The organism is Synechococcus sp. CCAP 1479/9, from assembly GCF_019038535.1.
GTDB lineage: Bacteria > Cyanobacteriota > Cyanobacteriia > PCC-6307 > Cyanobiaceae > Cyanobium.
Map to the genome: position 1 here is coordinate 320,819 of NZ_JAFKRK010000016.1, position 22,273 is coordinate 343,091.

Sequence of the window (22,273 nt, forward strand, 5' to 3'; positions counted from 1 at the left end):
CCACAGCCAGGCCTAGCTTTCCCCGAGTTGCCGGCGTTGCCGTGGCCCCAAGCGTCCTGCGCCGCCCCGGGGCGGCTGCCCTGGTTCTGGGTCTGGTGCTCCAGCTCCCGGGGGCCGCCCGCAGCGCCGAGGCGCCATCGGGCCCGCCGCCGCCGCCGCGCCAGGTGACAGCGGAAAGCCTGGCGGCCGCCCTGCCCCGGCTCGATGCCCTGGCCACGGAGATGCAGCGCAGCACCGGTGTCCCGGGCCTGGCCATCGTGGTGGTGCACGCCGACCGGGTGGTGTTCCTCAAGGGCTACGGCCTGCGGCGGGTGGGCGAGCCCGGCGCGGTGGATGCCGACACCGTCTTCCAGCTGGCGTCGCTCTCGAAGCCGATCGCCTCCACGGTCGTGGCCGGCCTGGTGGGTGACGGGCGCGTGGGCTGGGACGACCCGGTGCTGCGCACCCTGCCGGAGGCCCGCATCGGTCCGCCGGCCATCGCCCCCTTTGTGACCATCCGCGACCTGCTGTCCCACCGCAGCGGCCTGCCGGACCACGCCGGTGATCACCTCGAGGACCTGGGCTTCGATCGGGCCACGATCCTGGAGCGGCTGCGGTTGCTGCCCACCGGCAACCGCTTCCGCGCCGACTACGCCTACACCAACTTCGGCTTCACCGCCGGCGCCGTGGCCGCCGCCAACGCCGTTGGCCGGCCCTGGGAGCAGCTCTCCAGCGAACGGCTCTACGGGCCCCTGGGCATGGCCCGCACCAGCTCCCGCCACGCCGACTTCGCGGCCGCCGCCAACCGCGCCTCCCTGCACGTGCCGGAGGGGGGCCGCTGGGTGGCCCGTTACCAGCGGGATGCCGATGCCCAGGCCCCCGCCGGCGGCGTGAGCTCCAGCGTGCGGGATCTGGGCCAGTGGCTGCGGCTGCAGCTGGCCGGCGGCCGCCTCGATGGCCGTGCGCTGGTGGACGGCGCCACCCTGGCCGAAACCCACCGGCCCCAGATCGTCAGCCAGCAGCCCCGCGATGCGGCCACGGATCGGGCCGGCTTCTATGGGCTGGGCTGGAACGTGAGCTACACCGACCGGGGCACGGTGCAGCTGGGCCACTCGGGCGCCTTCGACCTCGGCGCCGCCACGGCCGTCTACCTGCTGCCGGCGGAATCCCTCGGCATCGTCGTGCTCTCCAACAGCCAGCCCCTGGGGGTGCCGGAGGCCCTCAGCCTCAGCTTCCTCGACCTGGCCACCACCGGAACGGTGAAGCGCGACTACCTCGCCGCCCTGCGCCCCCTGTTCCGGGGCATGGAGCAGCAGGACTACCCCGCCGTGGTCACCCCGCCCCGGCCCCTGCCCGCCCGCCCCGCCGCCGCCTACACCGGCAGCTACGCCAATGCCTACGTGGGCGTGGTCGCGGTGGTGCGCCGCGGCGATGGCCTCGAGCTGCAGCTGGGACCCCGCCTCACCGCCTTCCCCCTCACCCCGGTGAGCGGCGACACCTTCCGCTATCAGCCCGCCGGCGAGAACGCCTACGGCCCCAGCGCCGTCAGCTTCGCGGTGGGTGCCGACGGCCGGGCCACGGCGGTGCGGATCGACAACCTCAACCTCAACGGCCAGGGGGTGCTCCAGCGGCGCTGATCGGGGCACCGAACGTTCCTTCTGAACCTGACCCGGTGCCGGAGCGCTGCGAGAGTGGGTCCGGCCAGCGCAGCCTGCATGAACCTCACCCCCCAGGAGAAAGACAAGCTGTTGATCGTCACCGCCGCCCTGCTGGCGGAACGGCGACTCGGCCGGGGCCTGAAGCTCAACCATCCCGAGGCGTTGGCCTGGCTCAGCTTCCAGGTGATCGAAGGGGCCCGCGACGGCCGCAGCGTGGCGGAGCTGATGCGGGAGGGCACCACCTGGCTGAGCCGGGATCAGGTGATGGAGGGGGTGCCCGAGCTGATTCCCGAGGTGCAGATCGAGGCGATGTTCCCCGATGGCACCAAGCTCGTCACCCTCCACGAACCGATCCGCTGACCCCCACCCCGCCATGCCCCCTCTGATCCCCGGCGAACTGATCCCCGAGCCCGGCACGATCGATCTCAACGTCGGTCGCCCCGTCACCACCCTGTCGGTGGCGAACCGGGGGGACCGGCCCGTGCAGGTGGGTTCCCACTTCCACTTCCATGAAGCCAACGGCGCCCTCGAGTTCGACAGGGAGGCGGCCCGCGGCCTGCGGCTCGACATCCCTGCCGGCACCGCCATCCGCTTCGAGCCCGGCGACCAGCGGGACGTGCACCTGGTGCCCTACGTCGGCGACCGCCGCGTTTTCGGCTTCAACGGTCTGGTGAACGGCCCCCTCGACTAGGCCCCCCGACCCGCCCGGTTCCCTTCCTCCACCGCCCCCTTCCCGCATCCCCGGCCATGGCCTACCGCATCGACCGCCGTGCCTACGCCGAGACCTACGGCCCCACCACCGGCGACCGCCTGCGGCTGGCCGACACCGAACTGATCCTGGAGGTGGAGAGCGACTGCACCACCTACGGCGATGAGGTGAAGTTCGGGGGCGGCAAGGTGATCCGCGACGGCATGGGCCAGGCCCAGACCCCCCGCTCCGAAGGGGCCGTCGACACGGTGATCACCAATGCTCTGATCCTCGACTGGTGGGGCATCGTCAAGGCCGACATCGGCCTGAAGGACGGCCGCATCTGCGCCATCGGCAAGGCGGGCAACCCCGACATCACCGACGGGGTGACGATCGTGGTCGGGCCCGGCACCGAGGCCATAGCCGGGGAGGGGCACATCATCACCGCCGGGGCGATCGACACCCACATCCACTTCATCTGCCCCCAGCAGATCGAAACCGCCCTGGCCTCCGGCGTCACCACCCTGCTGGGCGGCGGCACCGGTCCGGCCACCGGCACCAACGCCACCACCTGCACCCCCGGCGCTTTCCACCTGGCCCGCATGCTGCAGGCCGCCGAGGGGCTGCCGATCAACATCGGCTTCTACGGCAAGGGCAACGCCAGCACCCCCGCGGCGATCGAGGAGCAGATCCGCGCCGGGGCCTGCGGCCTGAAGCTGCACGAGGACTGGGGAACCACACCGGCCGCGATCGACTGCTGCCTCACGGTGGCCGACAAGTACGACGTGCAGGTCTGCATCCACTCCGACACCCTCAACGAGGCCGGGTTCGTGGAGGACACGATCCGGGCCATCGGCGGCCGCACCATCCACACCTTCCACACCGAGGGGGCCGGCGGCGGCCACGCCCCCGACATCATCCGGATCTGCGGCGAGCCCAACGTGCTGCCCAGCTCCACCAACCCCACCAAGCCCTACACCGTCAACACCCTCGAGGAGCACCTCGACATGCTGATGGTGTGTCACCACCTCGATCCCCGCATCCCGGAGGACGTGGCCTTCGCTGAATCGCGCATCCGCCGCGAGACGATCGCCGCCGAGGACATCCTCCACGACCTGGGCGCCTTCAGCATCATCGCCAGCGATTCCCAGGCCATGGGCCGCGTCGGTGAGGTGATCACCCGCACCTTCCAGACGGCCCACAAGATGAAGGTGCAGCGCGGTTTCCTGCCCGAGGACGCCGCCGGTCCCCGCGGCGGCCGCAACGACAACACCCGCCTGAAGCGCTACATCGCCAAGCTCACCATCAATCCCGCCATCGCCCATGGCCTCGACAGCCAGATCGGCTCGGTGGAGGTGGGCAAGCTGGCCGATCTGGTGCTGTGGAAGCCGGGCTTCTTCGGCGTCAAGCCGGAGCTGGTGATCAAGGGCGGCTCGATCGTCTGGGCCCAGATGGGCGATGCCAACGCCTCGATCCCCACCCCGGGCCCCGTCCATGGCCGGCCGATGTTCGCCGCCTACGGCGGATCCGTGGCGGCCAGCTGCCTCAACTTCGTCAGTCAGGCCTGCCTTGAGGACGACCTGCCCAGCCGTCTTGGCCTGAAGCGGCCCTGCGTGCCGGTGGTGCAGACCCGGGGTATCGGCAAGGCCCAGATGCGCAACAACACGGCCCTGCCCAAGGTGGAGGTGGACCCCCAGACCTACGAGGTGTTCGCCGACGGCGAACTGCTCACCTGCGAACCGGCGGCGGTGCTGCCGATGGCGCAGCGCTACTTCCTGCTCTAGGGCGCACCGCGGCGGCTCAGGCGCCCCCGCAACCGCCGGCTCCAGCCGAAGGCGGCCAGGGCTCCGGCCAGGGGCAGCGGGCCGGGAACGCCTGTGGCGGGCTCGGAGGGGAGGGCCCGTACCACGAGCTGGCTGAGCAGCGCCTCCGTGCTGCTGGAGTCACGGTCGCCGCCGACGCCGGTGATGGCGATGACCTGGTTGGCCCCGACGACGAAGGGGTTGGCGAAGGCGTAGCTGGTGCCCACCTGCTTGTCGAACAGGGTTTCGGTGGAGACCACCGGACTGGTGGGCTCACCCCAGGTGAGCAGGGGATTGCCCAGGCCGACCCGCAGGCTGCCGTAGCGGTAGCTGACCAGCTCGACCGCCTGATCGAAGACCAGCTCGATGGCGCTCTGATTGGCCTCCCCGGTGCCGTTGCCGGGGGTGTCCCGTCCGCAGTTGGTGAGGCCGATGTCATTCAGGCCGGCCCCGCCGGCCTTGTAGAGGCAGAGCCCTTCATCGGTGGCACTGACGGGTTTGGCGGTGTCGTCGGGGAGCAGGGCGTTCTGGAACACCAGCCGGAGCATGCGGCCGTCGGCCTGGGCGTTGAAGGTCTTGGTGGGGGAGGCCTGGGGATCGGCGGGGGTAGCGGTGCTGCTGCCGAGGTCAAAGGTGAAGGTGGTGCCGAGGGCCTGCGCCGGGGATCCACTCAGGACAAGCCCTGCGGCGAGGACACTTCCCAGAAGCAGCTGGGCCCGGGGCAGGGCGGACATGGCGGCGCTGCTCGGTGCGTGAATGAAGCGCAATCTAGAGAGTTCGCGCCACTGCGCCACCCATCCCCGTCCCACGAATGGACCGGTGTGGGAGGGGGCCTGAGGTCAGAGGGCCGCCCGCTCCCGCTCCTCCTCAAGGGCCCATTCCTCCTGGTTGGGGTCCCGGCGTGTGCCGCGCCGCTCCACCGAAAGGACCGGTACCTCCTTGAGGGGGGTGGCGAAGGCCACACCGAAGCTGAGGGCGAAGTGGGCCCGGGTGAACCAGCGCAGCTGGGCCCGCAGGCGCAGCTGGCCGAAGCCGGGATGGGATCGCACATCCAGCAGCAGCCACTGCCCCGCCTCCAGCGCCTGGTCCTCGTTGGCGATCAGGCACATCCCGCCCTCGGCCACGTCGGCGATGTCGGCGAGGAACCAGCGCCCGCAGGGTTCGCCATCGGCGTCGAGGCGCCGGACGGCGATGGTGCGGCAACTCTCGATCGAATGGCGGGCGAAGGCGCGCTTCTCGCGACGGGTTGCGGTTCTCTCCCGCTCGTGCAGCAGGCCGCCGGTGGGGCGCGGCGCCGTGGATGACTGGGATCCGCTCTGGCTGGTCAGCATGGCCCTCATCCCTGCTGTTGTGTTCATCCTGAACCCGGCGGGTCCCGCAGGGGCCATTGCTTATAAAAACGCTATTCGTATGAAGCGCTAGTCCGACGTCGCCCCCGGTTTCGTAGCAACGGCAACGGGTGGCCACCCCGGCGGCACTGCAGGATCCAGGCGCGCGGACGGGTGTGGAATGTTCAGTCAATACAAGCCGAACCAGGGGTACGACGAGTACTTCACCTCCACCGACCAGCCGAGGGCGACCCTGACCCCCCTGCTGTCCTCCCTGGGCCAGATGGGGCTCGACCAGTTGAACCGCAACCACGCGGCCGCCGGCATGCTGCTCAAGCGGCTCGGCGCCACCTTCCGGCTCAACGATTCCGACAGCAAGGGCGTCGAGCGGATCCTCCCCTTCGATCCCCTCCCCCGCCTGATCGGAGCCCGGGACTGGGAGCGGCTGGAGCGGGGCCTGTTCCAGCGGCTGGAGGCGATCGACCGCTTCCTGGCCGACGTCTACGGCGACCAGAAGATCCTTGCCGACGGGGTGGTGCCCAGGGCCGACGTCGAAAGCTCCCAGGGCTGGCGGCCCCAGATGCAGGGCTTCAAGCCTCCCCTGGGGCGCTGGTGCCACATCTCCGGCCTCGATCTGGTGCGCGACGGCGACGGCACCTGGCGGGTGCTGGAGGACAACCTGCGCTGTCCCTCGGGGGTGGCCTACTTCCTTGAGAACCGGCGCGTCATGAAGCGCATGTTCCCGAGCCTGTTCGCCGGCCGCACGGTGCAGCCCATCGACGACTACCCCTCCCACCTCCTGCAGACCCTGCGGGAGCTGGCCCCCTGGACCGACACCCCCAAGGTGGTCCTGCTCACCCCCGGGGTGTTCAACAGCGCCTACTTCGAGCACAGCTACCTCGCCCAGCAGATGGGCATCCAGCTGGTGGAGGGGCGCGACCTGGTCTGCGAGGGGGATCGGGTCTGGATGCGCAGCACCGCCGGCCTCGAGGCGGTCGACGTGATCTACCGCCGCATCGATGACGATTTCCTCGACCCGGCGGTGTTCCGCAGCGATTCGCTGCTGGGCGTTCGGGGGCTGATGGGCGCCTATGCCGCCGGTCGGGTGGCGATCGCCAACGCCCCCGGCACCGGCGTGGCCGATGACAAGCTGATCTACGCCTACGTGGGCGAGATGATCCGCTATTACCTGGGCGAGGAGCCCATCATCGAGAACGTCCCCACCTACATCTGCTCCCGCCCCGACGACCAGGCCTACGTGCTGGCGCACCTCGGGGAACTGGTGGTGAAGGCGGTGGCGGAGGCCGGCGGCTACGGGATGCTGATCGGCCCCCATGCGAGCCAGGCGGAGATCGACGAATTCGCCGTCAAGATCCAGGCCAACCCCCGCAACTACATTGCCCAGCCGACCCTGGAGCTCTCCACCGTGCCCTCCCTGAGCGAAGGGGAGCTCTACCCCTGCCACGTGGATCTGCGTCCCTACGTGCTGCGCGGCAAGGAGGCCTGGGTGAGCCCCGGCGGCCTCACCCGCGTGGCGCTGCGCCGCGGCTCCCTGGTGGTCAACTCCTCCCAGGGCGGCGGCTGCAAGGACACCTGGATCGTGGATGAAGCCCCATGCTGAGCCGCGTCGCCGACTCCCTCTACTGGATCAACCGCAACGTTGAGCGGGCCGAGAACATCTCCCGGTTCGTGGAGGTGAGCGAAGCCATGGCCCTCGACTGTCCCCCCGGCAGCGCCGAGCCCTGGCTGCCCCTGATCGAGGCCAGCGGCGACCGCAAGCTCTTCGATGAGCTCTGTCCGGTGGTCACGCCTGACGCGGTGATCCATTTCCTGGTGCGGGAGGCGAAGAACCCCAGCAGCGTTCTCAACTGCATTGCCAACGCCCGGGAGAACGCCCGTCAGATCCGGGAGGTGATGACCACGGAGATGTGGGAGCAGATCAACGACATCTACTGGACGTTGCAGGAGGAGGCCTTCTGGCGGCAGCCGCCCCAGGAGCAGCTGCGGGAGATCCGCCGCGCCTGCCAGCTCTTCTACGGCATCACCGATGCCACCCTCAGCCGCGACCTTTCCTGGCAGTTCAGCCGGCTGGGGCGGCTGCTGGAGCGGGCCGACAAGACCACCCGGATCCTGGACGTCAAATACTTTCTGCTGCTCCCTTCCCCTGAGGAGGTGGGTGGGGTGCTCGACGAGCTGCAGTGGATCTCCCTGCTGCGCTCGGCCGGCGCCTACCAGATGTTCCGCCAGTCGAGCCAGCAGGCCATCGAACCCAAGGCCGTGGCCGCCTTCCTGTTGCTGGATCCGATCTTTCCCCGCTCGGTGCGCTACTGCCTGGAGCGGATCAGTGACACGCTGCGGATCATCCGCGGCAGCTCCGTTCCGCGCCCCGCCGACGATCTGGAGTGCCTGATCGGGCTCACCCTGGCCCACTGGAGCTTCACCAGGATCGACGAACTGGTGGCCACCGGGCTCCATGAAGCCATCGACAACTTCCAGTCCGATCTCAATCGCCTCCATGAGCTGATCGAAGCGCGCTACTTCATCGCTCCCACCGGCACCACCGCCAGTCAGGAGGCGGCATGCGAGTCCGCATAACCCACACCTTCGACTACCGGTACAGCGCTCCGGTCTTCCTGGGTCCCCATCGGTTCTGCCTCAAGCCCCGGGGCCACGGCTTCCAGCGCCTGCTGCACTTCCACCTGGCGGTGACGCCGGAACCATCCTGCTTCTATCCGCTGCTGGCTGCCAGCGGCGATGAGATCCTGCGGGCCCGCTTCACAGGCAGCACCGAGCACTTCCGGGTGCAGGCGATCAGCGATGTGGAGACCCAGCAGCCCCCGGCCCTGGCGACCTGCCTGGAGGACCAGGAGCCGCTGCTGCCCTATCCGGTGGGCCACCTCAACGGCGATCTGCTGGGCTCCCTGGAGGGCTGGCTGCCCAGCGGCCAGCACGACCCCGCCGCGGTGGACCTGGCCCAGGAGGCGCTGATGGGCAGCGACCAGCGGGGGCTGATGTTCCTCGAGCAGCTGGTGGAGATCATCAAGGACCGGGTCAAGTACACCCAGCGGCACGTGGGGCCGGCCTGGCCGGCGGGGCGCACCCTCAAGGAGCGGGTGGGTTCCTGCCGCGACCTGGCGATGCTGATGGTCGAGACCTGCCGCTGCGTCGGTCTGCCGTCCCGGTTCGTGAGCGGCTACCACCTGGTGGAACCGCAGCCGAAGCAGTACGACCTGCACGCCTGGGCGGAGGTCTACCTGCCCGGGGCGGGCTGGCGGGGGTTCGACCCCAGCGGCATGGGCAGCGTCGACGACCGCTACATCACCCTGGCCACCTCCTCCAAGCCCACCCTCACCGCGGCGGTGAACGGCAGCTTCTCGGGCCCCACGGGGGTGGACAGCGAGCTGGAATGGGCCATCGAGGCGGAGCTGCTGGAGCCCACGCCGATGGGCTCCGCCTGGCACGAGGTGCTGCACGGCTGAAGCGAAGCCACTCTTAAGGTGCGGCCGCTGGTAGCCGATGCATCAGCGGCGGCGGTACTCCCCAGGCCAGGACTGGTGCCACTTCGTCGCTCGCCGCCCATCCCCATGGCCAGCCCCACACCCGCCGCGTGCCCGCCCAAGGGCCAGGCCCTCCTGGAGGCGATGCGGCGCCATCTGTTCTCCAGCCAGGCCAAGTCCGCCTCCCTCGCCACCACCCACGACCACTACGTCTGCCTGTCGCTGGCGGTCCGGGACATCCTGCTGACCAGCTGGGTCGACACCGCCGACACCTACACCAGCCAGCACGTCCGCACCGCCACCTACATGTCGGCGGAATTCTTGCTGGGGCCCCACCTGGAGAACAACCTGGTCAGCCTCGGGCTGCGGGAGGAGGCCGCGGCCGCCTGCGAGGCCCTCGGCCTCACCCTTGACGAGATGCTGGCGGAGGAGCCGGAACCGGGCCTGGGCAACGGCGGCCTGGGGCGGCTGGCGGCCTGTTTCCAGGAGTCGATGGCCACCCTCGAGCTGCCGGCCATCGGCTACGGCATCCGCTACGAGTTCGGCATCTTCCGCCAGCAGATCGGCCCCAATGGCCAGATGGAGAGCACCGATCCCTGGCTGGCCCGCGGCAACCCCTGGGAGGTGATCCGGCCGGAATGGAGCTATCCGGTGCTGATCGGCGGCCAGACCGTGATCGGCGTGGCCTACGACACCCCGATCCTGGGCTACGGCGTCCACACCGCCAACACCCTGCGGCTGTGGTCGGCCCAGGCGCCCGACGCCTTCGACTTCGCCTCCTTCAATGCCGGCGACTACACCCGGGCCGTGCTGCACAAGGTGCAGTCGGAGACCCTCTCCAAGGTGCTCTATCCCAATGACGAGCTGGAGCAGGGCAAGCGCCTGAGGCTCAGCCAGCAGATCTTCTTCGTCTCCTGCTCCCTGCAGGACATGTTCCGCATCCTGGGCAGCCAGGGGATCCCGGTCACCGAGTTCCACCGCAAGTTCGCGGTGCAGCTCAACGACACCCATCCGGCCATCGCCGTGGCGGAGCTGATGCGGCTGCTGATCGATGTCCACGGCGTCGACTGGGACACCGCCTGGAGCATCACCACCGCCACGATCAGCTACACGAACCACACCCTGCTGCCCGAGGCCCTCGAGGCCTGGGGGCTGGAGCTGTTCCAGCAGCTGCTGCCGCGCCAGCTGCAGATCATCTACGAGATCAATGCCCGCTTCCTGCGCACCCTGCGCATCCGCTTCCCCGGCCAGCCGGAGCTGCTGGAGCGGCTGTCGCTGATCGAGGAGGGGCCGCACCGCAAGGTGCGCATGGCCCACCTGGCGGTGGTGGGCAGCCACACGGTCAACGGCGTGGCGGAACTGCACAGCCGCCTGCTGAAGGAGAACCTGTTCGCCGATTTCGCCCGGGTCTGGCCGGATCGCTTCACCAACATCACCAACGGCGTCACGCCGCGGCGCTGGCTGGCGGTCGCCAACCCGCCCCTGGCCGCCCTGCTCAACGACGCCATCGGCACCGACTGGTGCCGGCACCTCGACCAGCTGCGCCAGCTGGAGCCCCTGGCCACCGATGCGGCGTTCCTGGAGCGCTGGCAGGGGGTGCGGGAGCAGGCCAAGGAGCGCCTGGCGGCGACGATCCGCCAGGACACCGGCGTGCTGGTGGATCCCTCCTCCCTGTTCGACGTGCAGGTGAAGCGGATCCACGAGTACAAGCGCCAGCACATGGCTGCCCTGCAGGTGGTGGAGCGCTACCTGCGCCTGCGGGCCGGGGAGGACCTGCCGCCGCGCACGGTGATCTTCGGCGGCAAGGCGGCCCCCGGCTATGCCATGGCCAAGCTGATCATCCGCCTGATCGTGGGCATGGCGGAGATCATCAACATCGACCCGGCGATGGACGGGCGCCTGCGGGTGATCTTCCTGCCCAACTTCAGCGTCAAGCTGGGCCAGAAGATCTACCCGGCCGTCGACCTGTCCGAACAGATCTCCACCGCCGGCATGGAGGCCTCCGGCACGGGCAACATGAAGATGTCGCTGAACGGCGCCCTGACGATCGGCACCCTCGACGGGGCCAACATCGAGATCCGGGAGCGGGTCGGTGACGACAACTTCTTCCTGTTCGGCCACACCGCCGAGCAACTCGCCGCCATCAACCGCAACGGCTACCACCCGATGCCCTGGCTTGAGAACGACGCCCTGGCCAAGGAGGCCATCGACCTGATCGGTTCGGGCCACTTCAGCGAAGGCGACCGCGACCTGTTCCATCCGCTGCTGGCCAACCTCTGCAGCAGCGACCCCTTCCGGGTGATGGCCGACCTGGGCGACTACCGCCGCGCCCAGAACGAGGTCGACAGCGCCTGGTGCGATGCGGGACGGTGGAGCATGATGTCCGTGCTGAACACGGCCCGCTGTGGCTTTTTCAGCAGCGACCGGTCCATCCAGGAGTACGCCGAGCGCATCTGGAAGGTGGCTCCGGTTCCCGTCAATGCCTGCAGCGTGATTCCCAGCCCGTCCCCATGAGCCTCCCGCAACCCGCATGAGCTGGCCCGCATGAGCTGGATGGACAGGGTGGCCGAGGCGGCCGAGTCCCGCCTGAGGGCCGCCGGCATCCAGCTCACCCTCGGCGGTGAGCCCACCCTGGTGCCCCTCGAGCCGGAGGGGCCCGAGTGGAGCGTCACCGCCGATGGACCCACCAAGCTCCCCATCGCCCGGGCCATGGCCCGGGATCTGCAGCAGCGGGTCTGGCCCGGCAGCACTCTCCTGTACTGCCCCGGCAAGCGTTACGACGGCGAAGTCAATCCCCGCTGGGCCCTGCGGCTGTTCCTGGGGGACGACGGCACGGCGCCGGTGCGCTGGCCCGGCCTCTGCCAGCCCGGCCTGGAGGGGGCACCGCTGACGGCCGAGGCCGGCCCGGCCTGGCTGGAGCAGCTGGGCGCCCGGCTGGGCATCCGCCTGCAGCCCGTGCTGCTGCGGGACCCCTTCGAACCCGAACGCCGGGCCTGGGCCGCCCCCCTGAGCGTGGCGCCGCCCGAGGCGGACGACCCGGCGGCGGCGGTGGCCTGGGCGGTGGCGGCCTGGCCCCTGGAGGAGGGCCTGCGGGAACTCACCGGTGCCCCCGGTCCCGCCGGCCTGCGCCTGCCCCTGGAGCACCTGCCCGAGGACGTGCCCCGCCAGGTGCTCACCCTGGAGGTGGACCCCGAGGGCTGGGAGCTGTTCCTGCCCCCCCTGGAGCGGGAACCCCTGCGCCTGCTGCTGCAGGCGGTGGCCGACAGCCTGGGCGAGCTGGCAGCACCGAGGCTCAGCGGCGTGCTGCCCCTCGATGCGGGTGAGCGATGGCAGGTGCTGGGCCTGACGGCCGACCCCGGCGTGCTGGAGATCAACCTGCCCGTCTGCCACAGCTGGACGGAGTACCGCCACTGGCTGCAGCGGCTGGAGGAGGTCGGCGAGCGCGTCGGACTGCGCAGCTGGAAGGACCTGGGCGACGGCCGCCAGGAGGGCACCGGCGGCGGCAACCACCTGCTCTGGGGTGGCCCTGACCTGGCCCACCATCCCTTCTTCTCCCGGCCGGCCTGGCTGACGGGGATCCTGCGCTACTGGCAGCGGCATCCGTCGCTGGCCTATCTGTTCTGTGGTCCGGGGGTGGGGCCGGCCTCCCAGTCGCCCAGGCCGGACGAGGCGATCGGCGAATGCTTCGACCTGGAGCTGGCCTACCGCGCCATCGAACAGGCGGAGGGCCAGCCTTCGGACGAACCCTTCGGTGATGTCCGGGGCCTGATCGGCGAGACGCTGCGCCACCTCCACGCCGACCGCAGCGGCAACAACCACCGCAGCGAGATCAGCTTCGACAAGTTCTGGAACCCCGGGGCTCCGGCCGGCTGCCTGGGCCTGGTGGAGTTCCGGGCGCTGGAGAGCCTGCCCCGCATGGAGTGGAGCAGCACCATCGCCCTGCTGTGGAGCGCCCTGGCGGCCCACCTGCTGGAGCCCCGCCACCGGCCTACCCAGCTGCACGACTGGGGCCCGGCCCTGCATGACCGCCAGCTGCTGCCCAGCCAGCTGTGGGCCGATCTGGAGGCCATCCTGGCCGACCTGGCGGCCGACGACCTGGCCCTGGATCCGGCGCCGTTCCGGGCCATCTGGGAGTGGCGCTTTCCGCCCCTGCTGTGCTGGCAGGGGGAGGCCGGCGCCACCGGCGCGGCACCCGCCCTGGAGCTGCGGCCGGCCCCCGAGCCCTGGCCGCTGATCTGCGACACCCCGGTGCAGGGTGGGTTCACCAGCCGGTTCATCGACGGCTCCCTGCGCCGCTTCGAGGTGGTGGCCAATGGGGCGTTCCGCCGCGACTGCCGGCTGTTCATCAATGGCCGGCCCCTGCCGCTGGAGACCGCCGCCGATGGGGCCGACCTGCCGTTGGCGGTCCGCTTCCGCTTCCAGCGGCTCTACCCGTGCCTGCATCCGGCGATCGAGCCCCACATGCCCCTGGAACTGATCGTGCGCACCCCCGGCGGCGATCGGGCCTTCCAGCTGCACCCCGACGGCCACCGCTTTGATCCCGCTCCGTCACCTGTGGCCGAGCCGGTGCCCGACGCTCCCCCCTGGCAGGGACGCCAGCGCCCAACGGATCTCACCATCGACCTGCGGATTGCCGAGACCCAAGTGCGGACGGTCGATCAGGGTCGTTGAATTCTTCTCTTTCCCTCACTTTTCCGGCCCTGAGCTTCCCACGCATGTAGCCGAATCTTCAGGAGCAAGGCCGTCATCCCGCCGTCCTTCAGCTCGGCAGGGGGTTTTCTTCCCCAGTCTGGTCAGCAATGAAAACGCTGCCTAAGATCTTCCGTGAATGGAACCGTCAGTGCAATCCTTCTGGTTCAGCACCCCGGCGGAACAGGGGCTGATTCCTTGCGTCGACAGCGTTGGCGATGCACTGCGTTTTGCTGCCGACCTGGGCAGTGATGATCTTGTCGTGCTTGATCTGGCCAGTGGCCATTTCATCGACTGCAACCGTTCCGCCCATGAGCGTCTCGGCTACACCCGCGAGCACTTCCTCACCCTGAATCCGGCGGCGATTCAGGCGGATGGGGAGCTGGCCGACGACCTGATGCGCGACCAGCTGCGGGCGATGCGACAGCAGCCCAGGGGCAGCTTCGCCACGCGCCACCGGGCCCGCTCCGGCGCCTGCCGGGATGTGTCCGTGAGCTATCAGGTGCTCAATCTCTGCGGCCGGCTGGTGGCCCTGGTGAGCCACCGTGACCGCACCGAACTGGACACGGCCCTGCGGGAAAGCACCCGGCTGGGCTCGCTGCTGCAGGAGGCCGAGCGGCTCACCCATGTGGGCAGCTGGGAGCTGAACCACCTCACGGGCGAGCTGCTCCTGTCGAGGGAGACCTACACCATCCTGGGCATCTCTCCGGACGTGGTGGGCCTGACCTATGGGCTGTTTCTCAGCAAGGTGCATCCGGACGATCGCGCCCTGGTGGATGCCACCTTCCAGGATGCGACCCGCTCCGGGCGGCCCTACAGGATCGAGTACCGGCTGCTGCTCGACGATGGCCGCCTCAAGGTGGTGCTGGAGCGGGGGCGCACCGTCCTCGGCGACGACGGTGCGCCGCTCACCACGCTGGGCACGGTCCAGGACATCAGCGAGCAGCACGAGATCCAGCAGCGGCTGGAGCGCATCGCCTTCGTCGATCCCCTCACCCGGCTTCCCAACAAGGCCGCCACCGTCCGCCAGCTGGCCCGCCTGCTGCGCACGGCCGGCAGGGAGCACGGCATCGTCCTGATCAACCTCGACCTCGACAACTTCCAGTCGATCAACAACAGCCTCGGCCATGAGATCGGCAACCAGGTGCTCCAGGCCAGCGGCAGCTGCCTGCGGCACCTGCTGCGCCCCGACGACTGGCTGGCCCGGGTGGGCAGCGACGAGTTCATCCTGCTGCGGCCCGTGGCCATGGCCGACCGGCTCGAGGCCCTGCAGTGGGCGGAGGAGATCCGCCGCAGCCTCGGCAACACCCCTGGGATGGGCACCGGTCTGGCGGTCCAGCCCAGCGCCTCCCTCGGGGTGGCCCTGGCCCCCGACCACGGCACCGACCCGGACACCCTGCTGCGCTGCGCCAACACGGCCCTGATGGAGGCCAAGCAGCACGGCAAGAACCAGCTGCGCCTCTACACCCCGGAGATCAGCCTGCAGCTGCGGGAGCGCCTCGAGCTGGAGCTCAGCCTGGGCCGGGCGATCGATCGGGAGCAGCTGCGCCTCTTCTACCAGCCCCAGATCGATCGGGGTGGCAGCCGGATCGCCGGGGCCGAGGCCCTGCTGCGCTGGCGTGATCAGAACGGTCGGATGGTGTCCCCCAACGTCTTCATCCCGCTGGCGGAAAAGACCGGCCAGATCCACACCATCGGCCTCTGGGTGATCGAGGAGGCCTGCCGGCAGCTGCACGCCTGGCATCGCCAGGGGCTGCGACCGGGAAAGCTGGCGATCAACATCTCGGCCCTGCAGCTGGGGGCCGACCATCCCTCCCTCTCCGAGCTGCTGGCCGGGGCGCTGAACACCTACGACCTGGTGCCGGAGAACCTCGAGCTGGAGATCACCGAAACAGCCCTGCTGAACGATCCCGACCGGGCCGGCGAGCAACTGCGGCAGCTGGCCGAGAGCGGCTTCAGCCTGGCCATCGACGACTTCGGCACGGGCTACTCCTCGTTGGCCATGCTCCACTCCCTGCCCCTCGACAAACTCAAGATCGACCGGTTCTTCGTGGAACGGCTCGGCAACGACGATGCCGACCTGGCCATCGTCAAGGCCACGATCGTGATGGCCAAGGAACTGGGGCTGATGACCCTGGCCGAAGGGGTGGAAACCGCCGAACAGCTGCGCATGCTGCAGAACCTCGGCTGCGATCAGTTTCAGGGGTTCCTGCTGGGACGGCCGATGCCCGCCGAGGTCTTTGAAAGCCTGCTGGCCGGCGCGGCGGTGGCCTGAGGACCCGGCCTACCAGCTCACCCCGTGCAGCTTGGGCAGGGGGGCGGTCTTGGAGGTGACGGCGAACAGCCGGGGGATGCGGTGGCTGTTGTACACCCGGAACTCCCGCACCACGCTGGCGCCCTCCTCGCGCACGGCCTGGTTGAGCACCAGGGAACCGTCGGGATCGGAGACGGAGCGGTGGAACGTGCCGGGGGGAATGCGCAGGATGTCGCCGCCGCAGTCGAGGCGAACGATGTGATACGGGTAATTCCAGCCGAGATTGACCAGGAAGAAGGTGCGGCCGCCATGCATGGCGAGCAGGTTGTCCTCCTGATGAGGGTGCAGATAGAACTGCCAGCTGCCGGTCTCCTGGCAGTCGGGCGGGCTCACCGCCGGACCCGAGTGGACCACCAGATCCCGCTTGTTCGAGGTGGGCACGGTGATGTCGAAGAACCGCACCGACGGCGTGTCGCGGAACTTCTCGTAGGGGATCAGCTCGAACATCGGAGCCGGCCGGGGACCCTGGCTGGCTCCCGAGGGCCGGTGATCCTGCAGCTCGTCTCTCGACGGGACGGTGGCGGTCATGGGAGCGACTTCGTGAGAAGCCTCTGCGGTCTCTTCAGTGAACCTAATCCTGGTGGGGTCCCACGGTGAGATCGGCTACGAAAGCCCGCGGGCGTTGGGCCAGTTCCGGTGGTGGAGAAGCGGTCTGCAGCGGATCGGCACGGAGGACCCCAACGGTGGGCACAGGTCCTAGCTTGATGTGAGCAAGCACTCACTCGGCGCGATCGTCCATGGGGACCGCTTCACCTCCTTCCGCCCTGCTGCCCAGGGAAGCCACGGCACCCGAGCCCGTCCTCCGGGCCGTACCCCCCAGGCCCGGCCGCAACGGCTCCCTGGTGGGCCGGTGGCTGCTGCCGCTCCTCGGCCTGGGGGTCGCTGCCGGTGTGGGCGGCTGGCTGCTGGCCCAACGGGGACTGGAGTCCACCGATGATGCCCAGCTGCAGGCCCACCTCACGGTGATCGCCAGTCGCATCCCGGGCACCATCGCCAGGGTGCTGGTGGAGGACGATCAGGCCGTGGCGGCGGGCGATCCCCTGCTGCTGCTCGATCCCCGCGACGCCCAGGCCCGGCTGCGTCAGGCGCAGGCGGACCTGATCCAGGCCCGGCAGGAGGCCCTTTCCCTTCGCTCAGCCACCGGATCGAGCACCAATCTGGCGGCCGCGGCCCTCGACCAGGCCCGGGGAGAAGGCATCGCCGCCGAAGGTGAACTGGCTCGGGCCGCGGCCGATGTCCGGCGTCTGGAGACGCTGGTGCAGCAAGGCGGCGTCTCCCGTCAGGAGCTGGACAGGGCCCGGGCCGGCTACAGCCAGGCCAGGGGCGCGGTCCTCCGGGGCCAGGCCAGTGGCCGCAGCGCCCAGGCCAGCCTGGACCAGGTGACGGTGAACCGGCAGAAGGTCGCCGCCGCCGAGGCCCGCATCCTGCAGGCCCAGGCCGCCCTGGAGCGGGCCCGGCTCGACCTGTCCTACGACCGGGTGGTGGCCCCCAGCGCCGGGCGCATCGGCGACCGGCAGGCGGAACCGGGCAGCCAGGTGCAGCCGGGCCAGCCCCTGATGACCCTGGTGAGCGGCGTCCCCTGGGTGGAGGCGCACTTCAAGGAGACCCAGCTGGCCGCGCTGCGGCCGGGACAGCCGGCCGAAGTGCGCGTCGATGCTTTCCCCGGCCGGGTGTTCCATGGCACCGTGCTCGGCATCGCCCCGGCCTCCGGGGCCCGCTTCACCCTGCTCCCGCCCGACAACGCCACCGGCAACTTCACCAAGGTGGTGCAGCGGGTCACCGCCCGCATCGGCCTGGACCCCCGCGAGCTGGCCGCGGCCCACCTGGTGCCTGGTCTTTCGGTACGGGTGCAGGTGCGTCGGCCATGAGGGGGCCGTGAGGGGGCAGCGACGGTGGCCGTGAAGGCGGCTGTGACGGAGAGGCTCACGCTCCGTCAGTGGGCTGTGGTGCTGACCGCTTCGATCGGCGCCTTGCTGGAGATCATCGACACCAGCATCACCAACGTGGCGCTGATCAGCATCCAGGCCAACCTGGGCGCCACCCTGGCGGAGGTGGGCTGGGTGGTCACCGGCTACGCCATGGCCACCGTGGTGATGATCCCGCTGAGCAGCTGGCTGAGCGGACGTTTCGGCGAGCGCAGCTACTTCATCTTCTGCCTGACGGGCTTCACGGTCGCTTCCGTGCTGTGCGGGCTGGCGCCGAGCCTGGGCTGGCTCATCGGCGCCCGCATCCTGCAGGGGCTGCTGGGGGGTGGCCTGCTGCCCAAAGCCCAGACCATCCTGTTCCGGGCCGTGCCCCCGTCGCTCCAGGGCGTCGCCCAGGGGATGTTCGGCGTCGTGGTGCTGGCGGGTCCGGCCCTGGGGCCGACCCTGGGGGGTCTGCTCACCGACGGCCTGGGCTGGCGCTGGATCTTCTTCATCAACGTTCCGGTGGGCCTGGTCACGGTGCTGATGGCCCTGGCCTTCCTGGAGCCCGATGGGGACAGGGCCGAGGCATCCACGCCTGTGGACTGGCTGGGCATCCTGCTGCTTACCGCCTGCCTGGCCAGCCTCCAGGTGGTGCTGGAGCAGGGGCACCAGCTCGACTGGTTCGAGGACGCGGGCCTGCGTCAGTTGGGCCTCCTCGCCGCCGTCAGCCTGCCGGTGTTCGTGTGGTGGGAACGGCGGCAGCGACAACCGGCCGTGGACCTGCGGGTGCTGCGGCACCGCTATCTGGCGGCCGGCAGCCTCTTCTCGGTGGTGCTGGGCATGGGCCTCTACGGCACGGTCTTCGTGGTACCGGTGTTCGCCCAGTCGGTGCTGGGGTACACGGCCACCCAGACCGGGCTGCTGCTGCTGCCCGGTGCCCTGGCCTCGGCCCTGACCATGGCGCTGCTCGGCCGCGTGGTGCAGCGGATCGATCCCCGCCTGCTGATCGGCCTCGGGGCCGCCGGCATGGTGTTCACCATGCTCTGGATGGCGGCGATCGGGCCGGACACCGGCGCCGAGGCTCTGTTCTGGCCGCTGATCGCCCGGGGGATCACCACGGTGATGATGTTCCTGCCCCTGAGCCTGGCCAGCCTCGGTCCCCTGCCCCGCGAGGAGGTGGGCGCCGGCAGCGGTTTCTACAACCTGTCCCGCCAGCTGGGAGGCACCTTCGGCATCGCCCTGCTCACCCTCGTGGTGGAGCGCCGCACCACCCTGCACCGCGCCCACCTGGTGGAGCATCTGACGACCGCCAACCCCCTGTTGCAGCAGCGTCTGATCGCCCTGCAGGCCTGGCTGCAGGAGCGGGCGAGCGGCTCCGGCGAGGGGCCCGCCCAGGCCCTGCAGGTGTTGAGCCGGCAGGTGGACCGGCAGGCGGCGCTGCTGGCCTACGGGGACGTGTTCCGGGTGGTGGCCGTGCTGTTCCTGGCCGTCATCCCCCTGGTGCTGCTTCTGGGCCGGCCTCGGCCGGCGGCCGCCGATGCCACCCCCTGAGGATCAGGCCCATGGCCTGTTCCGTGCGCTCCCCCAGTTGATCCAGGCTGTCGTGGGCCAGGCCCTGCAACATCAGCCCCTGGTGGACGGCCACCAGAAGTCCGGCGAGCTCCCCCGGATCCAGATCCGGTTCAAACCAGTGACGGGCCTGTCCAGCGGCGATCACCTCCTGGAGCCTGCGGCGGAAACGGCCCATGAACGCCTTGCCCTCCTCACGCGCCGGACTCGTGCCCGGCCGCTGCAACTCGGCGAACCAGAGGCGGAGCAACCCCGGATGGGCCTGGACCAGGGCGGCATGGGCCTTCAGCAGCGCCGCCACTTCGCCATCGGGGTCGCGGAAGGCTTGGCCTGCCAGGGCCTCGAGACGGATCTCCAGCTCCCCGGTGGACCAGTGCACCGCTTCGGTCCAGAGGGCCTCGCGACTGGGGAAGTGGCGGAAGAGGGCCCCATGGCTCACCCCCATGCGCCCGGCGACCGCCGCCGTGCTGATCTGGTCGGGAGCCATGTCGGCGGCCAGCTCCAGCAGGGCCCTGACCGCAGCGGCCCGACGCTCGGCGGCAGGGGTCGCGGGGGCCCTGGGCATGGACCGGACACGCACATCAAGCCGAACGCTAGAGCTGCCTAGGGTGGGCGCCTCCGGGGGATCGGCGCCATGGGTCGCCATGACCGCTGTTTTGGCTTCGAGGCCGACTTCGTCGGCGACCTGCGCTGCATCCCCATGGCCGTTCGGCGCAAGCTCGACCTGGTGGGCGTCAAGTTGAAGCTGAGCCATTGGGGCGACCTCGACGAGGGCGAACGGCAGCGGCTGCTCGACTGGCCCGACGATCCCGAAGCCCTGGTGGCGCTGGACCACTGGCTCGCCCAGCGCACGGCCGCCATGGCCGCCGGTGCCGCCGGGCGGCTGGAGCCCGCCTGCGGCGCCCCGTGGCAACAGGGCGACGAGCCCCCGGAGGTGTTGCTCGCCTCCTGCCGCCAGCTGGGCCTCACCCTGCCTCCCCACGCCTGGGGGCAGCTCGATGAGCTGCAGCGCTTCGCCCTGGTGAAGCTCAGCCATCCGGGCCATGAGCACCGCAACCTGCCGCGGGCCTTCGCCGAGTTCGGCCTCGGGGCATGAACGGCCTGCGGGCCTGCCTGCTCAGCGGCGGCGCCAGCCGGCGCATGGGCACGGACAAGGCCCTGCTGCCCCATCCAGCCGGAGGCACCTGGCTGGAGTTCAGCCTGGCCCAGCTGGCGGCGCTGCCGCTGCCGATCACGCTGGTCAGCCACCACCGGGCCCACCAGGCCCTGGCACGGCCCCTGCGGGACGGACTGGGCCACCCGATCAGCGTCCTGGAGGAGCCGCTACCCCGGGAGGGGCCGCTGCTGGCCCTCGATCGGCTGATGGCGCACCACCCCGGCCAGGGCCTGCTGCTCTGCCCGGTGGACATGCCCTGGCTGGAGGTCGCCACCCTCGAGGCCCTGGTGGGGGCCGCCGCCACCCCCGCCGCCGCTGGCGCCCCCGCCGCCATCCACCTGGCCCACGACGGCCGGCGGCTGCAGCCGCTGCTGGGGGTCTACCCGGACGATCCCGGACAACGGGAGCGGCTGGCTGCCTTCACGGCGGCGGGCGGCCGGCGGCTGCAGGACTGGCTGGCGGGGGAGGCGGTGGTGCCGGTGGCCCTGCCGCCCGCGGGCCTGCGCAATGCCAACACCCCCGACGACGCCACCGGCCTGTGGCCCTAGCTTTCCTGCCATGGCGGAGCGTCCCCTGGATCTGCATGGCCGGCCCCTGGGGGTGCTGCGGCTGTCGCTGACGGCCCGCTGCAATCTGGCCTGCCCCTACTGCTGCCCCGATCTCGAGGACCCGCCCGACCTGCTGACCCTGGCGGAACGGGTGGCGCTGGTGGAGGCGACCGTGGGCCTGGGGGTCCACACCCTGCGCCTCACCGGCGGCGAGCCCCTGCTGAACCGGCGCCTTGAAGAGCTGATCGCCGCCCTGCAGCCGCTGCGGCGGCGGGACCCCGGCGATCCCCGCGGCGCCCTGCGGGAGATCGCCCTCACCAGTAACGGGGTGCTGCTGGGCGCCGAGCGGGCCCGGCAGCTGAAGGCGGCGGGGCTCGACCGGATCACCCTCAGCCTCGATGGCACCGACGGGGCCAGCGTGGCCCGCATGGCCGGCCTGGGGAGCCCGGCCGCCGGCGACGCCGTGCTGGAGAAGGTGCTGGCGGCGATCCGGCACGCCAGGGAGGCGGGCTTCGATCCGGCCCGTGGGGCGCTGAAGCTGAATGCGGTGCTCACCCGCTCGGGCAACGCCGACCAGCTGCTGCCCCTGGCGGCCCTGGCCCGGGAGCAGGGCCTGGAGCTGCGCCTGATCGAGTTCATGGATGTGGGCAACCGCAACGGCTGGGAGCCGGAGCAGGTGCTGCCGGCGAACGAGATGGTGGCCCGCATCGGGGCGGCCTGGCCGCTGGAGCCGGTGGGACGGGCGCCCCACGGCACCGCCGGCCGCTGGCGCTACCGCGACCGCGCCGCTGACGCTGACGCTTCCGGTGCCGATGGCGGTTCCCACCTGGCGGTGGTGGCCTCGATCACGGCGCCCTTCTGCGGCGACTGCAACCGGCTGCGGATCACCGCCGACGGGGTGGCCTACAGCTGCCTGTTCGCTGCCGACGGCACCGACCTGAAGCCCTGGCTGCGGCCCGACGGCGATGCCGCCCGCCTGGAGCAGGCGCTGCGGCGCCTCTGGCTGCAGCGCCGCGATCGCTACAGCGAGGAGCGGCAGATGATTCGCCCCGGTGATGGGGTGGCGACGCCCTCGCGTCCCCAGGCTGAAATGGCGTACCTTGGCGGTTGAATTCCGGCCCCCATCGCCGGGCTCGTT

General features: G+C 70.5%; 19 protein-coding genes. 15 read left to right on the plus strand and 4 right to left on the minus strand.

Translation table 11 applies throughout. The features are described 5' to 3' along the window. Window positions 1–41: 41 nt before the first annotated feature. From KUG38_RS05890 to ureC, 4 genes are all read left to right on the plus strand, one after another. On the plus strand, window positions 42–1,616 hold the full coding sequence (locus tag KUG38_RS05890; protein ID WP_216919794.1) for a serine hydrolase: 1,575 nt from the start codon (window positions 42–44) through the stop codon (window positions 1,614–1,616). A 78-nt stretch (window positions 1,617–1,694) separates the two neighbouring features. Further along, window positions 1,695–1,997 (plus strand): urease subunit gamma, encoded by a 303-nt coding sequence (locus tag KUG38_RS05895; protein WP_216919796.1) that lies wholly within the window; start codon window positions 1,695–1,697, stop codon window positions 1,995–1,997. 13 nt (window positions 1,998–2,010) lie between these two features. After that, window positions 2,011–2,328: an urease subunit beta gene (locus KUG38_RS05900; RefSeq protein ID WP_216912645.1), complete on the plus strand. Its 318-nt coding sequence runs from the start codon at window positions 2,011–2,013 to the stop codon at window positions 2,326–2,328. Window positions 2,329–2,384: 56 nt separating this feature from the next. Then, entirely contained in the window at window positions 2,385–4,109 is a 1,725-nt protein-coding gene (ureC, locus tag KUG38_RS05905; RefSeq protein ID WP_216919798.1) for an urease subunit alpha, read from the plus strand. On the opposite strand, the gene KUG38_RS05910 is transcribed toward ureC, so the two are convergent. Together KUG38_RS05910 and KUG38_RS05915 are read right to left on the minus strand one after the other, a co-directional pair. After that, window positions 4,106–4,861, minus strand: a complete 756-nt coding sequence (locus KUG38_RS05910) for a hypothetical protein (RefSeq protein WP_216919800.1) — start codon at window positions 4,859–4,861, stop codon at window positions 4,106–4,108. The two genes, ureC and KUG38_RS05910, sit on opposite strands and share 4 nt — an antisense overlap. Window positions 4,862–4,966: 105 nt before the next feature. Next, window positions 4,967–5,458 (minus strand): PilZ domain-containing protein, encoded by a 492-nt coding sequence (locus KUG38_RS05915; protein WP_216919802.1) that lies wholly within the window; start codon window positions 5,456–5,458, stop codon window positions 4,967–4,969. 178 nt (window positions 5,459–5,636) lie between these two features. Between KUG38_RS05915 and KUG38_RS05920 the strand changes: the two genes are divergently transcribed. The 6 genes from KUG38_RS05920 to KUG38_RS05945 all read left to right on the plus strand — a co-directional run bounded on the left by KUG38_RS05920 (window position 5,637) and on the right by KUG38_RS05945 (window position 15,916). Further along, window positions 5,637–7,076 (plus strand): circularly permuted type 2 ATP-grasp protein, encoded by a 1,440-nt coding sequence (locus KUG38_RS05920; RefSeq protein ID WP_216919804.1) that lies wholly within the window; start codon window positions 5,637–5,639, stop codon window positions 7,074–7,076. Further along, window positions 7,070–8,050 carry an alpha-E domain-containing protein gene (locus tag KUG38_RS05925; protein WP_216919806.1) on the plus strand — a complete coding sequence of 327 codons (981 nt, stop codon included), beginning with the start codon at window positions 7,070–7,072 and terminating at the stop codon, window positions 8,048–8,050. Before KUG38_RS05920 ends, KUG38_RS05925 begins: the two co-directional genes overlap by 7 nt. Further along, the gene (locus KUG38_RS05930; protein WP_216919807.1) at window positions 8,035–8,934 is read left to right on the plus strand and encodes a transglutaminase family protein; all 900 of its coding nucleotides are present in this window, start codon (window positions 8,035–8,037) and stop codon (window positions 8,932–8,934) included. The genes KUG38_RS05925 and KUG38_RS05930 overlap by 16 nt, the downstream gene beginning before the upstream one ends. Window positions 8,935–9,039: 105 nt before the next feature. Continuing rightward, window positions 9,040–11,466 (plus strand): glycogen/starch/alpha-glucan phosphorylase, encoded by a 2,427-nt coding sequence (locus KUG38_RS05935; RefSeq protein ID WP_216919810.1) that lies wholly within the window; start codon window positions 9,040–9,042, stop codon window positions 11,464–11,466. A gap of 30 nt (window positions 11,467–11,496) precedes the next feature. Beyond that, the gene (locus KUG38_RS05940) at window positions 11,497–13,623 is read left to right on the plus strand and encodes a transglutaminase family protein (RefSeq protein WP_216919812.1); all 2,127 of its coding nucleotides are present in this window, start codon (window positions 11,497–11,499) and stop codon (window positions 13,621–13,623) included. Window positions 13,624–13,792: 169 nt separating this feature from the next. Continuing rightward, on the plus strand, window positions 13,793–15,916 hold the full coding sequence (locus KUG38_RS05945) for a putative bifunctional diguanylate cyclase/phosphodiesterase (protein WP_216919814.1): 2,124 nt from the start codon (window positions 13,793–13,795) through the stop codon (window positions 15,914–15,916). Between the two features lie 9 nt (window positions 15,917–15,925). On the opposite strand, the gene KUG38_RS05950 is transcribed toward KUG38_RS05945, so the two are convergent. Then, window positions 15,926–16,402: a redox protein gene (locus KUG38_RS05950; protein ID WP_216920196.1), complete on the minus strand. Its 477-nt coding sequence runs from the start codon at window positions 16,400–16,402 to the stop codon at window positions 15,926–15,928. Window positions 16,403–16,692: 290 nt separating this feature from the next. Here KUG38_RS05950 and KUG38_RS05955 point away from each other — a divergent pair, with 290 nt between their 5' ends. Beyond that, window positions 16,693–17,823: an HlyD family secretion protein gene (locus KUG38_RS05955; protein ID WP_216919816.1), complete on the plus strand. Its 1,131-nt coding sequence runs from the start codon at window positions 16,693–16,695 to the stop codon at window positions 17,821–17,823. Between the two features lie 78 nt (window positions 17,824–17,901). Beyond that, on the plus strand, window positions 17,902–19,413 hold the full coding sequence (locus KUG38_RS05960) for a DHA2 family efflux MFS transporter permease subunit (protein ID WP_353617728.1): 1,512 nt from the start codon (window positions 17,902–17,904) through the stop codon (window positions 19,411–19,413). Here the strand turns inward: KUG38_RS05960 and KUG38_RS05965 are convergent. Beyond that, entirely contained in the window at window positions 19,352–19,996 is a 645-nt protein-coding gene (locus tag KUG38_RS05965) for a TetR/AcrR family transcriptional regulator (RefSeq protein WP_216919820.1), read from the minus strand. The two genes, KUG38_RS05960 and KUG38_RS05965, sit on opposite strands and share 62 nt — an antisense overlap. Before the next feature lie 69 nt (window positions 19,997–20,065). On the opposite strand from KUG38_RS05965, the gene KUG38_RS05970 reads away from it, so the two are divergent. The 3 genes from KUG38_RS05970 to KUG38_RS05980 are packed head-to-tail and all read left to right on the plus strand — an operon-like array spanning window position 20,066 to window position 22,246. After that, on the plus strand, window positions 20,066–20,527 hold the full coding sequence (locus KUG38_RS05970; RefSeq protein WP_216919822.1) for a nitrate reductase associated protein: 462 nt from the start codon (window positions 20,066–20,068) through the stop codon (window positions 20,525–20,527). Beyond that, window positions 20,524–21,135 (plus strand): molybdenum cofactor guanylyltransferase, encoded by a 612-nt coding sequence (locus KUG38_RS05975; RefSeq protein ID WP_216919824.1) that lies wholly within the window; start codon window positions 20,524–20,526, stop codon window positions 21,133–21,135. The genes KUG38_RS05970 and KUG38_RS05975 overlap by 4 nt, the downstream gene beginning before the upstream one ends. Window positions 21,136–21,145: 10 nt before the next feature. Beyond that, window positions 21,146–22,246 (plus strand): GTP 3',8-cyclase MoaA, encoded by a 1,101-nt coding sequence (locus KUG38_RS05980; protein WP_216919826.1) that lies wholly within the window; start codon window positions 21,146–21,148, stop codon window positions 22,244–22,246. Window positions 22,247–22,273 lie beyond the last annotated feature (27 nt).

Coding starts and splice junctions, on each gene's coding strand:
- KUG38_RS05900 (WP_216912645.1), top strand. CDS start 2,011: ATGCCCCCTCTGATCCCCGGCGAACTGATCCCCGAGCCCGGCACGATC.
- KUG38_RS05915 (WP_216919802.1), bottom strand. CDS start 5,458: ATGCTGACCAGCCAGAGCGGATCCCAGTCATCCACGGCGCCGCGCCCC.
- KUG38_RS05965 (WP_216919820.1), bottom strand. CDS start 19,996: ATGCCCAGGGCCCCCGCGACCCCTGCCGCCGAGCGTCGGGCCGCTGCG.
- KUG38_RS05950 (WP_216920196.1), bottom strand. CDS start 16,402: ATGTTCGAGCTGATCCCCTACGAGAAGTTCCGCGACACGCCGTCGGTG.
- KUG38_RS05940 (WP_216919812.1), top strand. CDS start 11,497: ATGAGCTGGATGGACAGGGTGGCCGAGGCGGCCGAGTCCCGCCTGAGG.
- KUG38_RS05920 (WP_216919804.1), top strand. CDS start 5,637: ATGTTCAGTCAATACAAGCCGAACCAGGGGTACGACGAGTACTTCACC.
- KUG38_RS05980 (WP_216919826.1), top strand. CDS start 21,146: ATGGCGGAGCGTCCCCTGGATCTGCATGGCCGGCCCCTGGGGGTGCTG.
- KUG38_RS05935 (WP_216919810.1), top strand. CDS start 9,040: ATGGCCAGCCCCACACCCGCCGCGTGCCCGCCCAAGGGCCAGGCCCTC.
- KUG38_RS05895 (WP_216919796.1), top strand. CDS start 1,695: ATGAACCTCACCCCCCAGGAGAAAGACAAGCTGTTGATCGTCACCGCC.
- KUG38_RS05955 (WP_216919816.1), top strand. CDS start 16,693: ATGGGGACCGCTTCACCTCCTTCCGCCCTGCTGCCCAGGGAAGCCACG.
- KUG38_RS05925 (WP_216919806.1), top strand. CDS start 7,070: ATGCTGAGCCGCGTCGCCGACTCCCTCTACTGGATCAACCGCAACGTT.
- KUG38_RS05970 (WP_216919822.1), top strand. CDS start 20,066: ATGGGTCGCCATGACCGCTGTTTTGGCTTCGAGGCCGACTTCGTCGGC.
- KUG38_RS05975 (WP_216919824.1), top strand. CDS start 20,524: ATGAACGGCCTGCGGGCCTGCCTGCTCAGCGGCGGCGCCAGCCGGCGC.
- KUG38_RS05930 (WP_216919807.1), top strand. CDS start 8,035: ATGCGAGTCCGCATAACCCACACCTTCGACTACCGGTACAGCGCTCCG.
- ureC (WP_216919798.1), top strand. CDS start 2,385: ATGGCCTACCGCATCGACCGCCGTGCCTACGCCGAGACCTACGGCCCC.
- KUG38_RS05910 (WP_216919800.1), bottom strand. CDS start 4,861: ATGTCCGCCCTGCCCCGGGCCCAGCTGCTTCTGGGAAGTGTCCTCGCC.